15 protein-coding genes are annotated in these 15,850 nt (G+C 39.2%); all 15 read left to right on the top strand.

Features of this window, described 5'->3' with window-relative positions; genetic code table 11:
- Nucleotides 1-6 precede the first annotated feature (6 nt).
- The 15 genes from ylqF to flgC all read left to right on the top strand — a co-directional run bounded on the left by ylqF (nt 7) and on the right by flgC (nt 15,577).
- A complete protein-coding gene (ylqF, locus tag ACDX78_RS00075) occupies nt 7-855 on the top strand; it encodes a ribosome biogenesis GTPase YlqF (RefSeq protein WP_486024310.1) in 849 nt (282 codons plus the stop codon).
- A 268-nt stretch (nt 856-1,123) separates the two neighbouring features.
- Complete coding sequence (locus tag ACDX78_RS00070; RefSeq protein WP_486024309.1) at nt 1,124-1,891, top strand: ribonuclease HII; 768 nt, start codon at nt 1,124-1,126, stop codon at nt 1,889-1,891.
- A gap of 18 nt (nt 1,892-1,909) precedes the next feature.
- Complete coding sequence (locus ACDX78_RS00065) at nt 1,910-3,652, top strand: hypothetical protein (protein WP_486024308.1); 1,743 nt, start codon at nt 1,910-1,912, stop codon at nt 3,650-3,652.
- Complete coding sequence (locus tag ACDX78_RS00060; RefSeq protein ID WP_486024306.1) at nt 3,649-3,918, top strand: EscU/YscU/HrcU family type III secretion system export apparatus switch protein; 270 nt, start codon at nt 3,649-3,651, stop codon at nt 3,916-3,918. Before ACDX78_RS00065 ends, ACDX78_RS00060 begins: the two co-directional genes overlap by 4 nt.
- A gap of 219 nt (nt 3,919-4,137) precedes the next feature.
- The gene (gene sucC, locus ACDX78_RS00055; protein ID WP_486024304.1) at nt 4,138-5,298 is read left to right on the top strand and encodes an ADP-forming succinate--CoA ligase subunit beta; all 1,161 of its coding nucleotides are present in this window, start codon (nt 4,138-4,140) and stop codon (nt 5,296-5,298) included.
- A gap of 136 nt (nt 5,299-5,434) precedes the next feature.
- Nucleotides 5,435-6,337: a succinate--CoA ligase subunit alpha gene (gene sucD, locus ACDX78_RS00050; protein WP_486024303.1), complete on the top strand. Its 903-nt coding sequence runs from the start codon at nt 5,435-5,437 to the stop codon at nt 6,335-6,337.
- Between the two features lie 86 nt (nt 6,338-6,423).
- On the top strand, nt 6,424-7,314 hold the full coding sequence (gene dprA, locus ACDX78_RS00045) for a DNA-processing protein DprA (protein WP_486024302.1): 891 nt from the start codon (nt 6,424-6,426) through the stop codon (nt 7,312-7,314).
- Between the two features lie 333 nt (nt 7,315-7,647).
- A complete protein-coding gene (gene topA / locus ACDX78_RS00040; RefSeq protein WP_486024301.1) occupies nt 7,648-9,726 on the top strand; it encodes a type I DNA topoisomerase in 2,079 nt (692 codons plus the stop codon).
- Nucleotides 9,727-9,954: 228 nt separating this feature from the next.
- Nucleotides 9,955-10,266 carry a hypothetical protein gene (locus tag ACDX78_RS00035; RefSeq protein ID WP_486024299.1) on the top strand — a complete coding sequence of 104 codons (312 nt, stop codon included), beginning with the start codon at nt 9,955-9,957 and terminating at the stop codon, nt 10,264-10,266.
- Nucleotides 10,267-10,547: 281 nt separating this feature from the next.
- The gene (gene xerC, locus ACDX78_RS00030) at nt 10,548-11,456 is read left to right on the top strand and encodes a tyrosine recombinase XerC (RefSeq protein ID WP_486024297.1); all 909 of its coding nucleotides are present in this window, start codon (nt 10,548-10,550) and stop codon (nt 11,454-11,456) included.
- A gap of 16 nt (nt 11,457-11,472) precedes the next feature.
- Entirely contained in the window at nt 11,473-12,018 is a 546-nt protein-coding gene (gene hslV / locus ACDX78_RS00025) for an ATP-dependent protease subunit HslV (RefSeq protein WP_486024295.1), read from the top strand.
- 20 nt (nt 12,019-12,038) lie between these two features.
- Complete coding sequence (gene hslU / locus ACDX78_RS00020; protein ID WP_486024294.1) at nt 12,039-13,433, top strand: ATP-dependent protease ATPase subunit HslU; 1,395 nt, start codon at nt 12,039-12,041, stop codon at nt 13,431-13,433.
- A gap of 27 nt (nt 13,434-13,460) precedes the next feature.
- Nucleotides 13,461-14,240 carry a GTP-sensing pleiotropic transcriptional regulator CodY gene (gene codY, locus ACDX78_RS00015; RefSeq protein WP_486024292.1) on the top strand — a complete coding sequence of 260 codons (780 nt, stop codon included), beginning with the start codon at nt 13,461-13,463 and terminating at the stop codon, nt 14,238-14,240.
- Between the two features lie 489 nt (nt 14,241-14,729).
- Nucleotides 14,730-15,125, top strand: coding sequence for a flagellar basal body rod protein FlgB (flgB, locus tag ACDX78_RS00010; protein WP_486024290.1), 396 nt, complete (start codon nt 14,730-14,732; stop codon nt 15,123-15,125).
- A 2-nt stretch (nt 15,126-15,127) separates the two neighbouring features.
- The gene (gene flgC, locus ACDX78_RS00005) at nt 15,128-15,577 is read left to right on the top strand and encodes a flagellar basal body rod protein FlgC (protein WP_486024289.1); all 450 of its coding nucleotides are present in this window, start codon (nt 15,128-15,130) and stop codon (nt 15,575-15,577) included.
- The last annotated feature ends 273 nt before the right edge of the window (nt 15,578-15,850 follow it).

Genomic DNA, 15,850 nt, shown 5'->3' with positions numbered 1-15,850 from the left:
AGACATATGACGATACAATGGTTTCCGGGCCATATGGCCAAGGCAAAAAAAGAAATAGAAGAAAAACTAAAGCTGGTTGATTTTGTGATGGAATTGATTGACGCAAGAGCGCCTCTGTCGTCCCATAATCCAATGCTGGAGAAAACTGTAACAAATAAAGCTAAAATGAAAGTTTTGATGAAAAAAGACCTGGCTGATCCTGAAATAACCCGGGAATGGCTCTCTTATTTTTCTGATCAGGGCATCGATTCTGTTGTGATTAATGTTAACGATAAAACGGATATTAAAAGTGTTATTCAATTGGCAAAAGAGCTGGGGCAAAAGAAAATGGAGCAGCTTAAAAAGAAAGGAATTCAGCCAAGACCTGCCAGAGGTTTGGTTATCGGGATACCTAATGTTGGGAAATCTACCTTAATCAACCGGTTAGCTAACAAAAAAATTGCTAAAACAGGGGATAGGCCGGGAATAACAAGACAACAGCTATGGATAAAAGTGAAAAATGATTTTGAATTATTGGATACACCTGGTATACTATGGCCCAAATTTGAGGATGAGTTATCAGCCAATCGTCTTGCTGCCATAGGTACAATAAAGGATCAATTACTTCCATTACAGGATGTAGCGGCCTTTGTCATCACCCATTTACAAAACCATTATCCAGATGTGCTAGAAAATAGATATGGAGTGGACCGGGAAATGAATGATATGTGGGATGTATTCACTGCAATCGGAAAAAGACGCGGCGCACTGGAAAGCGGTGGTAATGTCAATTTCGACAAAGTTTCCGATTTACTGCTTCGAGATCTTCGGATAGGTAAACTCGGCAGAATAACGATGGAATCCCCGGAAAGCTAAAGGCTGCTCAAGCCAGGGATCGATTACCCCGTGTCACTATAGAAGTGTACGGGATTTTTATTTAGGCTGTTTTCTAAAATGTTGGGATTTCGATTACTCGGTCCATTGATTATATCGCACTTATGCCTACATGCGGTAGCGAAGTGGATTGGTTGTGGGTAAAATAGCGACAAAATATGCAAAAAACGATTTTTATTTTATTATATATCCATACAGTAAGTTATAATTAAGAATAGATATGTCGATATATAGAGAGACAGGTGTTTATATGAACAATAAAACGATCACACAAATAAAACAATTGATGGAGGAAGAAAAGATTCAGGAAAAAGAAATAGCAGCTTTGAAAGAAGATAAAAGAAAAGGGGTTCAGCTGCTCATTCAAAGCTATGAAAAAAGAAAACAGAAAGAAATAGAACTCGAAAAACAATTTATACAAATGTGCCATTACGAAAACACGGCATATGCTAATGGGTGTCAGTACATTGCTGGAATTGATGAGGCTGGCAGAGGTCCGCTTGCGGGGCCAATTGTTGCTGCAGCCGTTATCCTGCCTTCGAACTTTCGATTGCTCGGTTTAAATGATTCTAAACAGCTAAATGAAAAAATCAGAAATGATTTTTTTTCGATTATTAAACAGGAAGCAGTCAGTTATGGGGTTTCTGCTATCCCCAGTCAAAGAATAGATGAGCTTAATATATATGAAGCTACAAAACTGGCAATGCGGGATGCGATAGACCAGCTGAATCCTGCACCACATCATGTATTAATTGATGCGGTAAATTTAACGCATTTACCATGCACGTCGGAATCCGTTATAAAAGGGGATGAACAAAGCATATCCATTGCTGCTGCAAGCATTTTAGCCAAAGTAACAAGAGATCAGTTAATGCAGCAAATACATAATGAATTTCCTATATATGATTTTAAATCAAATATGGGCTATGGAACAAAACATCATTTACAGTCGATCAGTGATCATGGAATAAGTCCCTACCACCGAAAGTCATTTGCTCCAATCAGGAACCAAGTTTAGCAGAAGGAGCTGTTCCTTATGAGTATATATCAAATATCCGGAGAGCGACTGACTCATTTGAACAATCAAATGAGCAGATTAAAGCCGGGACAAATTATGCAAGGAAAAATAATAAAAATTTTTCCGGATAATAAAGCGCAAATTACACTTGGCTCAACATCAATGATCGCCCAATTGGAAGCCTCCCTCACCATTGGAGCGAGATACCATTTTCAAGTGAAAAGCACGGACCGTCTTCTTCATTTACAGGTGCTTGGAGAACGATTGAAGAATGGTAATGAAATGAATGCAAAAACATTGCTGCAGCAGCTTGGGTTCAGTGAATCAAAAAGCAATATTCTATTAATAAAAGGCCTTTTGGATAAGTCTATTCCACTTGAAAAGACGGATATTGCGAATGCGCTTCAACTCCTGAATGATTCAAAAAATAAAAAAGCAACTATGCCATTGCTTCAGCAAATGATCGTACATAAATTGCCGGTTACACCTTCCGTGTTACAGGCCATTCATTCGATACAGACATCAAATCTTACGCAGCAAATTCAATCCATGCTGGCAGCTGCAGAAAAAGGATCAGATAATACAAAACTGATTCGGCTGCTGGAAGGGTTGAATACACGTCCTGCAGCTCAAAATGAATTAATGACAGCTGAAATTATGAAACAAGCTAAAAACAATAACCAGCAATTATTTTCATTGCTGCAATTTTCGGGTGCCATCAGTCAAAATTTGGATTTTTCAACATGGAAATCAACTTGGAATAAACACGCTTCCGGTTCTACTCAACAACCTTTTTCGATAAAACTGCCATCTGCTTTACAAGGCATGGAACAAATAACGCAGCAAAAAAATGAAACATCCGCTTTCGCCAGAGAAACGATGCAGTTATGGGGCAATAAATTATCCGAAGCAATAACAAAGCATACCGGTTTGGCTGAGCGTGAATTTAAAAATATTAAACAACAGCTGACACCGTTTTATTCTCTGTTAAATACAGCACAACAGTCTTTCCTCAAAAATCTGAATAATAACTCAGCTGATTTAGAAAGACTTTTCAATGTATTAACCATGTTATCCAGTAACAGCAGCTATACAAATGCAGACCGGTTATTGAATCAAATAAACGCTGGAAATAACATTTTGCAGGCATCCTCAAAGGAACAATTTCTGATGCATCTGAAACAATGGTTAACGACCAGCGGCATGGATTACGAAAACCAGCTTGTCCATAACCGCCTGCAGCCTGAGGCATCTTTAAAGGGGATGCTGTTACAATTATTGGCTTCAGGCAACGGGAGAGCGCAGGAGCAGGCGGGCCAATTCGTACAATATATGAACGGCTTACAGCTTAATTCACTTCATGAAACGAACGGTTTTCTGCATATCAGCATGCAAATCCCCGGTGAAAAGCTTGGCCTGTTAAAGGATATTAGCCTCGAATTTGAAAGCAGAAAAACGGACTCAGGTGAAATTAACCCGGAACATTGCCGCATTTTATTTTATTTACACTTGGAAAATTTGCACGAAACCGTCGTTGATATGAATATCCAAAAACGTGCTGTTACTGTAACAGTATATAATAATACTGAAAACCCGGGTGATCTATTCGACGGCTTGAAAAATAAGTTAAAAAAAGGGCTGGAGGATTTGAACTATCAGCTTTCGAACGTGCAATACCGTGAACTGCAAAAACTGGAAAGCCCGGTTGAAAATAAAAATATAACCCAACATATTTCCCAGGGAGTGGACTACCGGATATGATGGAAAAACGTAAAAAAGCAGCAGCATTAAAGTATGATCATAAAAGTAAAGCAGCACCGCGCTTAACTGCAAAAGGCACGGGATTGACTGCTAATAATATACTTGATAAGGCCAACGAGAATGATATTCCAGTGATAGAGGATGCATCCCTTGCTGAATTACTGGCAGCATTAACTATAAATGAAACTATCCCTGAAGAATTATATCAGGCAGTAGCTGAAGTGTTTGCTTTTATATACCAGGCAGACCAGCAAATGGAAAAGTAAAAGGAGAAATCACGGATAAGTAATATATCCTATGTGATAGATGGGAACTGGATATGATAAGCTGATTTCCCCCAAAAGAACACCCTTGATAATAATCATAATTCGGTGCTGAAACAATAAAATTCGACAATAATGTGAGAGAGAAATTCTATTATTCTTGTGGTATTTGCTTTTTTTTAATACAATGGATATGCAGTAAAATTGTTAGGAGGACTAGTGATGAACATTCATGAATATCAAGGAAAAGATATTTTAAGAAGCTATGGCGTAAACGTTCCTGATGGCTATGTTGCCTATACAGTAGATGAAGCTGTAGAGGCTGCAAAAAAATTGGGAAGTTCGGTTACAGTAGTAAAAGCACAAATTCATGCAGGCGGCCGCGGTAATGCAGGTGGAGTAAAAATAGCGAAAAGTCTTGATGAAGTGCGTACATACGCGGAAGAAATTCTAGGAAAAACATTAGTAACACACCAAACAGGGCCTGAAGGAAAAGAAGTAAAACGGCTACTCATAGAAGAAGGGTGTGATATTCAAAAAGAATATTATGTTGGACTCGTATTGGACAGGGCTACTTCCCGGGTCGTCCTGATGGCCTCTGAAGAAGGCGGAACGGAAATTGAAGAGGTGGCAGAAGCTACCCCTGAGAAAATCTTCAAGGAAGTAATCGATCCGGTCGTAGGTCTATCCGGTTATCAGGCAAGAAGACTGGCTTTTAATATAAATATTCCTGATGAACTATTAAGTAAAGCAGTTAAATTTATGACTGGCCTGTATCAGGCTTTTGTCGAAAAAGATTGCTCCATTGCGGAAATTAACCCGCTTGTAACAACAGGTGATGGAGAAGTATTAGCATTGGATGCCAAATTAAACTTTGACGATAACGCATTATTCCGTCAAAAAGATGTCATGGAATTGCGCGACCTTGATGAAGAAGATGAGAAAGAAATTGAAGCATCAAAACATGACCTGAGCTATATTTCACTAAATGGTAATATCGGCTGTATGGTAAATGGTGCTGGTCTTGCTATGTCCACAATGGATATTATTAAGCATTATGGCGGGGATCCTGCTAACTTTCTAGATGTTGGCGGCGGTGCGACAGCTGAAAAAGTTACCGAAGCATTTAAAATCATTTTATCTGATTCCCATGTAAAAGGCATATTTGTTAATATTTTCGGTGGAATTATGAAATGTGATGTTATTGCAGAAGGTGTTGTGGAAGCAACAAAACAGGTAGGATTGGAAATTCCGCTCGTGGTTCGTCTTGAAGGAACAAACGTTGATTTAGGGAAGAAGATTTTGGATGACTCCGGATTAAACATTACTTCCGCCGGATCCATGGCTGATGGTGCAGAAAAAATTGTTTCCTTAGTGAAGTAATCCTTTTCTGTAAAACTCTTTCAGAATTCTAAGAATGCATGATTGAAACAACTCTAGGTTTGGCTTATACAAGCCGAACAATCAGAACACTGCAGACTTTTCGTTTAGCAGTTACATGAGGAAAGGACGGTAGACAATGAGTGTATATGTAAATAAAGATACAAAAGTAATTGTCCAGGGTATCACTGGCGGTACAGCCAGATTCCATACAAAACAAATGCTTGAATACGGAACGAAAATCGTTGGTGGGGTAACCCCGAAAAAAGGCGGGACAGAAGTAGAAGGTGTTCCGGTATTTAATACAGTTAAAGATGCAGTAGAGGAGACCGGGGCAACCGCGTCTGTTATCTATGTACCCGCACCATTTGCAGCAGATGCCATATTGGAGGCAGTAGATGCAGAGCTTGATCTCGCTATTTGTATCACAGAGCATATTCCTGTCATGGATATGGTCAAAGTGAAGCGTTACATGGAAGGGAAGAAAACTCGCCTGGTAGGACCTAACTGCCCTGGTGTTATTACAGCTGATGAAAGTAAGATTGGTATTATGCCTGGTTATATTCATAAAAAAGGTCATATTGGTGTTGTTTCCCGTTCCGGAACATTAACATATGAAGCAGTACATCAACTGACTGAGGCAGGATATGGGCAAACAACTGCTGTGGGAATTGGCGGAGACCCTGTTAACGGCACAGACTTTATCGATGCACTTACTGCTTTTAATGAAGATCCGGAAACAGAAGCGGTTATTATGATCGGGGAAATCGGCGGAACTGCTGAAGAAGAAGCAGCTGAGTGGGTGAAAGCAAATATGAATAAACCTGTAGTAGGCTTCATTGGGGGGGCTACTGCGCCTCCAGGAAAAAGAATGGGTCATGCCGGTGCGATTATTTCTGGTGGGAAAGGCACAGCAGAAGAGAAAATACGCATCATGAAAGAATGCGGCATTGATGTTGCAGAAACCCCGGCAGTAATGGGTGAAACAATGATAAAAACATTGGAAAAACACGGTTTGAAAGAAAAGTGTAAAACGCATTAATAAATTTGGGTATAAGTTTCCTGGTCTGTACCAGGTTTCTTATACCCAATAAAATAAAGGAAGTGATTACACTGCAGGAAAATCATATGCGATTAATTCATTTATCCAGATGTCAAGGCATGTCGCGCAAAAGGCTCCGAAAAGTCATCCATCAAGATCCCTCATTAAAAAAAATCTACAGTTTTTCCCCGCAAACAATTACTAATACCTTATCCATTCCCATGAAAACTGCTTTATCCATTTATAATGATTTGCGAAATCAACAGCTGATACAAAGCGTAATGGAAGATACTAAAAAATATACCATTATTACCCTAATGGACGAGTATTATCCACCCCAATTAAAAGTAATTAAAGATCCGCCAATCGTTTTATATATGCTGGGAGATACCAGTCTTTTAACACATAGCCCTTCGCTTAGCGTGATTGGTACACGAAAACCATCCAAAGAAGCAATGGAAAAAACAAAATATGTTATACAGCCATTGGCAGATACAGATTGGGTAATTGTGAGCGGAATGGCCAGTGGAATTGACAGTTATGCGCATCAAATATCGCTGCTGAGGGAAGGAAAGACAATTGCCGTTCTTGGAGGGGGGTTTCATCATATTTACCCGACGGATAATACATTGCTCTTCCAGGAAATTGTGAAAAATGGTCTTGCTATGTCGGAATACCCACCATCTCTTCCTCCAAAAAGACACCATTTCCCCGAAAGGAATCGAATCATCAGCGGTCTCAGTTTTGGCACCCTTGTTATTGAAGCAACAAAAAAGAGCGGCACGTTAATTACCGTGGACCAGGCATTGGATCAGGGCAGGGAGGTTTATGCTGTTCCCGGCTCTCCGCTAATTCCCCAGACCATCGGCTGCAATGATATGATTCAGGAAGGCGCCAAACTCGTTCAGCATGCCTCAGATATTGTAGAGGACTGGGAAGCAGGAGGTGTCTATTTTCGTCAAATACATGTCAACTAATCGAATGGGAAAGATAGAACTTCAGCGTGTCATAAAGTGAAACTTCATGCAGTGGGGTTTATGCCTACAGGACGTAGGTCATGCAGACGTTGCCACAATTCTTTATGAGGGGACGAGGAACTACTGTCCCGTAGTCCCAGGACGTGGCGCTTTTGTCGGCCAGCCAGTTACACTGCGATAAAGGTGAAAAAAGATTCGATTCTTATAGGAATATCGCCATCTGTTAAACATATGATGATGACAGTATGTTTGACAAAAGGATATTATATATTTAATATTAGTGAAGATTTCCGAATTAAATACAGACCACCTCATTTTGGGAGGACAAAAAGAATGTCAGATTATCTAGTAATCGTAGAATCACCTGCGAAAGCAAAAACAATTGAACGTTATTTAGGTAAAAAATATAAAGTAAAAGCTTCTATGGGTCATGTACGCGACTTGCCAAAAAGTCAAACGGGTGTTGATACTGAAAATAACTATAAGCCAAAATATATTACCATTCGAGGCAAAGGTGACGTATTAAAAGAACTCAGGTCAGCAGCTAAAAAGGCAAAAAAGATCTATTTGGCGGCTGACCCTGATAGAGAAGGAGAAGCAATCGCATGGCATTTAGCATACAGCCTAAATATAGATGAAGATTCAGAATGCCGGGTAGTTTTTAATGAAATAACCAAGGATGCGATTAAGGAATCGTTTAAACATCCACGCTCCATAGATAAAGATCTTGTAGATGCACAGCAGGCAAGAAGGATACTTGACCGGCTTGTCGGCTATAATATAAGTCCTTTGCTATGGAAGAAAGTTAAAAAAGGCTTAAGTGCTGGACGAGTTCAATCCGTAGCCGTGAAAATGATCATCGACAGGGAAAAAGAAATCGAAAACTTTCAGCCTCAGGAATATTGGTCGGTCGAAGGACAGTTCCAAAAAGGAAACGATGAATTTGAAGGCAGTTTCTATGGTTTAAACGGAAAAAAACACGAACTTCAAACCGAAGAAGATGTGAATAAAGTATTAAATAAGTTACATGGCAAAGATTTTAAAGTCCAAAAAGTAAATAAAAGAGAACGTAAGCGAAATCCTGCGCTACCTTTCATTACCTCCTCTTTGCAACAGGAAGCAGCAAGAAAACTTAATTTCCGGGCAAGGAAAACAATGATGATTGCACAGCAGCTGTATGAAGGAATTGACTTAGGGAAAAAATCAGGAGGTATTACCGGTTTAATCACCTATATGCGTACAGATTCCACTCGTATTTCCGAAACGGCAAAAGAGGAAGCAAGGGGAATTATTACCGAAAAATATGGCAAAGATTATCTAGGTGGCCAAAATAAATCAAAGAAAAAAGAAGGAACACAAGATGCGCATGAGGCAATTCGTCCAACTTCCGCAATGAGAGAGCCAAAAGTTTTAAAAGACGTATTATCACGAGATCAGTTAAGATTGTACAAATTAATTTGGGAACGCTTTATGGCAAGTCAGATGGCACCTGCTGTCATGGATACAATGACTGTTCATTTAGTAAATAACGATGTGGAATTTCGGGCGAATGGCTCAAAAATTAAATTTAAAGGTTTTATGAAGGTGTATGTGGAAGGCAGCGATGACAATAAAAAAGAAAATGATAAACTGCTGCCTGAATTAGCGGAAGGTATGGAGGTGAAAGCAAATGAAATCACCCCAAATCAGCATTTCACACAGCCGCCTCCGAGATATACAGAAGCACGGCTCGTAAGAACACTTGAAGAACTGGGAATCGGCCGTCCGTCTACGTATGCACCAACTTTGGATACTATTCAGCGAAGAGGCTACGTAACCATTGATAACAAGCGGTTTACACCTACAGAACTTGGAAACGTTGTATTGGAATTGGTGGAAGAGTTTTTCCCTGAAATTATAGATGCTGATTTTACTGCTAAAATGGAAGGTGACCTGGATGCTGTAGAAGAAGGCAAAACAGAATGGGTCACTATTATAGATGATTTTTATCAAGGTTTTGAGAAACGGTTGGAAACAGCAGAAGAAGAAATGGAAAAAGTGGAAATAAGGGATGAACCCGCAGGTATTGATTGTGAGAATTGCGGACATGAAATGGTTTATAAAATGGGACGTTACGGAAAGTTTTTGGCTTGTTCCAATTTCCCTGAATGCAGAAATACCAAGCCAATCCTAAAAGAAATTGGCGTAAAATGCCCAAATTGCAAAGAAGGAAATGTGGTGGAAAGAAAGTCCAAAAAGAACCGCAAATTCTACGGATGTGACCGGTATCCAGAATGTGAATTCGTCTCATGGGATAAACCCGTATCTCGGCCGTGTCCTAAATGTGATTCATTGCTTGTAGAAAAGAAAAGAAAGAAAGAAACGCAAGTAGAATGTATAAACTGTGAGTATAAAGAAAATCCGCAAACGTAAAACTGCCTGATCGTAGGGCAGTTTTTTACTGCATCCTTTTTATTAGACAAAAATATAAGAAGGCATAGCCAGCAGATTAATTCCATTTACTCACATTTATTGTGATAGCCTCGATGAATGCCGGCAATGGTGCAGTGATTCTTACTAATATGACATATTTTTGCTTTCGTTTTTATGTTTGAATAAATAGATAAGGGGGAACATACGTCGATAGAGGAGGTTTTCATGTTGGCAGATAAGAAACATTATTTCGTAACTATAGATACACAGGACATTCGAGAAGAATCCGTGCCCGATGGGTATATTGAATATGAAATTACTGCGAGTGAAAATGAAATTAAAGAATTAAAGGAATTATTTCGCAAAAAAGATAAAAATGCAGAGGCTGCTATTGAGTATATTGGTAAACCATTTGATGAATGGGGTGCAGATGAAGAAAGGGAAAGTTATGATCAGTTTTTAATTGGTATTTATGAAAGGATACACGCATTAGGCACAGCAGACACAAAATCTAAAATTGAAGAATTAGGAATAATTTAATGAAAATTTGACCATAACAATAATGATTTCACAAAATAGTCACCGTATAAAATCTTCTAAACAAATCGAATTGTATTCTGTTGACGAATGAATTTCATAAAGGTTATAATTACCCATTGGAAAAGAGATTCACTTGACAAAATATGCATTGATTCAAAAAGCATGATTTCGTTATAGAGATGAAGCCTTCTATTTAGAATTTTGTTGCAATTTAGTTAAATTTATTGCATTTTAATTTTATATATGTTATGCTTTATTCGCTAATTAAATGGGGTGAAAATTTGAATAATTTCAGCTCGTACAGGGAAGCATTTACAGAGTACTTACAAATAGAAAAAAACGCTTCGCCCTATACTGTTAAATATTATCTGAATGATTTGGATAATTACTTCGAATTTTTAGCCCGGGAAACCATTACTGAGTTACAAAGTATAGATCAGCAAACAGTAAGGGTATATCTTACTGATTTATATGAACAGCAGCTCAGTAGACGGTCTGTATCCAGAAAGGTCTCCACGTTACGCACCTTTTATAAATTTTTGGAGAGGGAAGAAATGATTGAGAACAATCCATTTCTTCATATTAAACTGCCGAAAACTGAAAAATCCATACCTAACTTTTTATACAAAGAAGAACTGGAAGAGCTTTTCGGTGTTAATGATCTCACTGACCCATTAGGTCAGCGGGATCAGGCGATGCTGGAAATACTTTATGCGACAGGTATGCGGGTTAGTGAGTGCCAGGGGTTACAATTGAATGATATTGATTTTTCCATTGGTACCGTATTTGTTAAAGGTAAAGGGCAAAAGGAAAGGTATATCCCTTTTGGAAAATTTGCGGAAAATGCATTAAATACCTACATAAATGACGGGCGGAAAAAACTGCTGGAAAAGAGCAATCAAACTTCTGTATCTGTTTTTTTGAATTATAAAGGAGATCCCATATCCGTTAGAGGTATTCGGCTGATTTTAAACAAGATTGTTGAAAAAGCGGCATTGACAGTAAACGTCCACCCACATAAACTGCGGCACACCTTTGCCACCCATTTACTGAACGAAGGTGCAGATCTCAGAAGCGTACAGGAGCTGCTGGGTCATGAAAGCATTTCAACTACACAAGTTTATACACATGTAACCAAAAGCCATTTACGAAATGTTTATATGAACAGCCATCCGAGAGCAAAATCATGAAAAAGAGGTGATGGTAATGTCAAATGAGATGCATGCAACAACTATATTTGCTGTTAAACACAACGGACAGTGCGCTATGAGCGGGGACGGTCAGGTGACACTTGGCAATGCTGTTGTGATGAAGCATAAGGCAAAGAAAGTACGGACGCTTTTTAAAGGTCAGGTACTCGCCGGGATTGCCGGTTCTGTTGCAGATGCATTTACGCTGTTTGAAAAATTTGAGGGGAAACTTGAAACTTATAATGGTAATCTGGCCAGAGCTGCAGTGGAGTTAGCTAAGGAATGGAGAAGCGATAAAGTACTCCGTAAATTAGAAGCGATGCTAATTGTTATGAATAAAAATGAAATGTTTTTGGTTTCTGGAACCGGGGAGGTCATTGAACCGGATGATGGCATACTTGCAATTGGTTCCGGAGGGAATTATGCATTAAGTGCCGGACGGGCGCTCCTTAAACATACTGACGATTTATCTGCCAGGGAAATTGCCAAGTCAGCATTAGAGATTGCAGGGGAAATATGTGTTTACACCAATGACCAAATTACTTTAGAGGCGCTTGATTAAAGGGGGGACCTGAACAGAAGATGGGATTGGATTACACACCAAAACAAATTGTGAATCAGCTGGACAAATATATCATTGGCCAAAAATCTGCGAAACGATCAGTGGCAGTAGCACTTAGAAATCGGTACCGCAGGATGCAGATGGATGAGTCATTAAAGGATGAAATTGTTCCGAAAAACATACTTATGATTGGTCCGACAGGGGTAGGTAAAACAGAAATTGCCAGGAGGATGGCAAAGCTGGTTCGAGCTCCGTTTATCAAAGTAGAAGCGACAAAATTTACTGAAGTTGGATACGTTGGCCGTGATGTGGAGTCAATGGTTCGTGATCTTGTTGAAATGTCAATAAGGATGGTGAAGGAAGAAAAAATGAACGAGGTAATGCATAAAGCAGAGGTTGAAGCGAATAAAAAGCTTGTTCGGCTGCTTGTACCTCAGGTAAAGAAAGAAACTTCCATGAAAAATCCTTTTGAAATGCTTTTTCCACAGGGAACAGATGATGAAGGCAATGATAAAGAAACGGAAAAAGATGAAGAAATAAAAAACAAACGTAAACGTGTGGAACATCAGCTTGCTTTAGGAGAGCTGGAAGATCACATGGTTACTATTGAAATTGAAGAAGTCCCTCCTTCCATGTTTGATATGCTGCAAGGTTCAGGAATGGAACAAATGGGAATGAACATGCAGGATGCATTCGGTCAGTTTATGCCAAAGAAGAAAAAAGAACGCAGACTGGCGGTCAGCGAAGCCAGAAAAGTATTAACACAGCAAGAAGCGGCAAGAATGGTGGATATGGAAGAAGTGTCACAAGATGCAATAAAAAGGGCGGAAGAGTCCGGAATCCTTTTTATTGATGAAATTGACAAAGTAGCTGGAAAGCAGGATTCGGGCGCAAATGTTTCCAGAGAAGGCGTGCAACGGGATATTCTTCCTATTGTGGAAGGCTCCACTGTTGTTACGAAACATGGCTCTGTTAAAACGGATCATATGCTTTTTATCGCTGCCGGAGCTTTTCATATGGCAAAACCATCCGATTTGATCCCGGAGCTGCAAGGGAGATTTCCGATTCGGGTAGAATTGGAAAAGTTATCAGTGGAAGATTTCAAGCGGATATTGAATGAGCCGTCTAATGCATTGATCAAACAATATAAAGCATTGTTAAACACAGAAGGTATAAATGTTGTTTTTACCGACAAAGCTGTAGAAAGGCTGGCAGAAATTGCTTATGAGGTAAACCAGGATACGGATAATATCGGGGCAAGAAGACTCCATACCATTCTGGAAAAACTGCTCGAAGATTTGTCTTTTGAAGCACCGGACATTAATATGGAAATGATTGAAATTACCCCCCAGTATGTAGATGATAAATTGAGCAGTATTGTTACAAATAAAGACTTAAGTCACTTTATACTTTAAATTTAATATTTGAATGGAGGATTATTTATGGAACTATTAACTCGTGCAAGAAAAATTAACGCAATGCTTCAGAAAGCTACAGGAAAATCGGTGAACTTTAATGATATGTCTGCATCACTCAGGGATGTAATTGACGGAAATGTGTATATTGTGAGCAGAAGAGGTAAATTATTAGGGTTTGCCATCAACCAGGAAATTGAAAATGAGCGAATGAAAGCGATGCTTGAGGAAAGGCAGTTCCCTGAAGAATATATTGAAGGCCTATTTAATATCCATGAAACGACAGCGAATCTGGATATCGATAGCCCTCACACCGTATTTCCGGTTGAAAATCGCGACTTGTTTAAAGATGCTCTAACTACCGTGGTTCCAATCATCGGCGGAGGTGACCGCTTGGGCACACTCGTATTGGGACGTGTAGCGGACAGTTTTAATGATGATGACCTGCTGTTAGCGGAATATGGTGCAACAGTAGTGGGCATGGAAATTTTAAACGAGAAAACACAAGAGATTGAAATGGAAGCAAGAAGTAAAGCAGTAGTACAAATGGCGATCAGCTCTCTGTCCTACAGTGAGTTGGAAGCGATCGATCATATTTTTGAAGAACTAAATGGACATGAAGGACTTCTTGTTGCAAGTAAAATAGCAGACAGAGTCGGCATTACCAGATCAGTTATAGTAAATGCATTAAGGAAACTGGAAAGTGCCGGCGTAATCGAGTCTCGTTCACTTGGTATGAAGGGAACGTACATTAAAGTGCTAAATGATAAGTTTCTAGTGGAACTCGAAAAGCTGCGTTCAAGATAAATAAGAATAAAGCCGTGAGCGCCGGTTAGCGACATATGAACTGCGCTAAACATGCAGCCTGACATAAAAGAACTGGATAGTAAGGTATTCTCATGTACCAAAGGCTGCTATCCCTGTTCGCTGGAAACCGAAGAGGCTAAATAACATTATCTATGCAAAAGAAAAGCCGGTTAGTTCCGGCTTTTCTTATTGGTTTATGCTGGGCATATTGTCCTGGTAAGTTGTAATTACATATCGCTTTATTTCGACTTTTGTCTACAAATTTCATAAAATAATTGGTTGAAATCCGCTTGTATATCCATTTAATGCTATTTTTATAGTATTAAAGACCTAGGACTATTTAACTGTTATTTGAACGTTGTGTTAAAAGTGTCGAAAAACAATAGACTTTGTTAGTGAATTAACATAGAATGTTCGTAGAGTGTTTTATTTACTGAACGTTGTAAACCAATTGTAAACTAATATTAAAGAAAGGAGGGAAGGTTTTCGATGAACATGTTCGGTGGGACGATACAAAAGCTGGAAAATTCACTGGCGTTTGCATCAGCAAAAAATCAGACGATAGCCAACAATATTGCTAACGTGGATACACCAAATTATAAAGCGAAAGAGGTAGTGTTTAAAGACGTATTACATAATGAGATAGCTCAGACCGGGGAAGCAAAAAGAACCCATGACAATCATCTTCCGTTTTCGGGTACGTCCAGCACGCCGTATCACGTAAGTGCTCAGCAGAGTATGTCTTATAACCACAATGGAAATAATGTGGACATAGATAAGGAAATGGCAGAACTGGCCAAGAATCAAGTTCATTATCAGGCATTGGTCGACCGAATAAATGGGAAATTTGGCAGTATCCAAACAGTGATTAGGGGAGGGAACTAAATATGACGATGTTTAACGCGATTAATTCCAGCGCAAGTGCCTTAACAGCTGAGCGGCTGCGGATGGATGTGGTGTCATCTAATATTGCCAATGCACAAACGACACGAGCCACCATGAATGAAGAAGGAGAGCTTGAACCATATCGCAGAAAAATGGTTGCTGTATCGCCAACCGAAAATTCATTTAAATCCTTTTTGCAGCAGGCGTCCAGTCAAACTACAGGATCGGGAGTTCGAGTTACCGGGATTGAAGAGGATGAAACCCCTTTTAAATCTGTATACAACCCAAATCATCCCGATGCAGATGAAGCTGGTTATGTTCAGCTGCCAAATGTAGATCCTTTAAAGGAAATGGTCGACTTAATGAGTGCTACTAGATCATATGAAGCAAATATAACATCATTAAATGCCAGCAAAGGAATGCTGATGAAAGCATTGGAAATCGGAAAATAATTTAGCAAGGAGTATTTTTAAACATGATTAATTCAATAAATGCCATACCTCAACAAACTATACCCGTACAAGAAAATCTTAAACCTGAAATTTCACCCGGAGAGGCACAGAAAAAATTTGCAAATACGTTAAAAAATGCAATAGAAGGTTCTCACCCAAAAAGGTCAAAAATCCCACCAACTAGACTGAACAATTCGTTATAATAGGTATAGAATAACTTGTTGGAGGTTATCCCATGTTCAGACCAGGCAAAAAAGATATTCAAAAATCGTT

Source organism: Virgibacillus oceani (assembly GCF_041521345.1).
Lineage (GTDB): Bacteria > Bacillota > Bacilli > Bacillales > Amphibacillaceae > Virgibacillus_N > Virgibacillus_N oceani_A.
The sequence above is the reverse complement of the archived record's forward strand: the minus strand, read 5'-3'. Positions and strand labels throughout refer to the sequence as shown.

Excerpts from the sequence above, each read along its gene's own strand:
- ACDX78_RS00065 (WP_486024308.1), top strand. The coding sequence starts at position 1,910 with ATGAGTATATATCAAATATCCGGAGAGCGACTGACTCATTTGAACAAT.
- codY (WP_486024292.1), top strand. The coding sequence starts at position 13,461 with ATGGAACTATTAACTCGTGCAAGAAAAATTAACGCAATGCTTCAGAAA.
- ACDX78_RS00060 (WP_486024306.1), top strand. The coding sequence starts at position 3,649 with ATGATGGAAAAACGTAAAAAAGCAGCAGCATTAAAGTATGATCATAAA.
- hslV (WP_486024295.1), top strand. The coding sequence starts at position 11,473 with ATGTCAAATGAGATGCATGCAACAACTATATTTGCTGTTAAACACAAC.
- sucC (WP_486024304.1), top strand. The coding sequence starts at position 4,138 with ATGAACATTCATGAATATCAAGGAAAAGATATTTTAAGAAGCTATGGC.
- ACDX78_RS00070 (WP_486024309.1), top strand. The coding sequence starts at position 1,124 with ATGAACAATAAAACGATCACACAAATAAAACAATTGATGGAGGAAGAA.
- ylqF (WP_486024310.1), top strand. The coding sequence starts at position 7 with ATGACGATACAATGGTTTCCGGGCCATATGGCCAAGGCAAAAAAAGAA.
- dprA (WP_486024302.1), top strand. The coding sequence starts at position 6,424 with ATGCGATTAATTCATTTATCCAGATGTCAAGGCATGTCGCGCAAAAGG.
- sucD (WP_486024303.1), top strand. The coding sequence starts at position 5,435 with ATGAGTGTATATGTAAATAAAGATACAAAAGTAATTGTCCAGGGTATC.
- topA (WP_486024301.1), top strand. The coding sequence starts at position 7,648 with ATGTCAGATTATCTAGTAATCGTAGAATCACCTGCGAAAGCAAAAACA.
- flgC (WP_486024289.1), top strand. The coding sequence starts at position 15,128 with ATGACGATGTTTAACGCGATTAATTCCAGCGCAAGTGCCTTAACAGCT.
- flgB (WP_486024290.1), top strand. The coding sequence starts at position 14,730 with ATGAACATGTTCGGTGGGACGATACAAAAGCTGGAAAATTCACTGGCG.
- hslU (WP_486024294.1), top strand. The coding sequence starts at position 12,039 with ATGGGATTGGATTACACACCAAAACAAATTGTGAATCAGCTGGACAAA.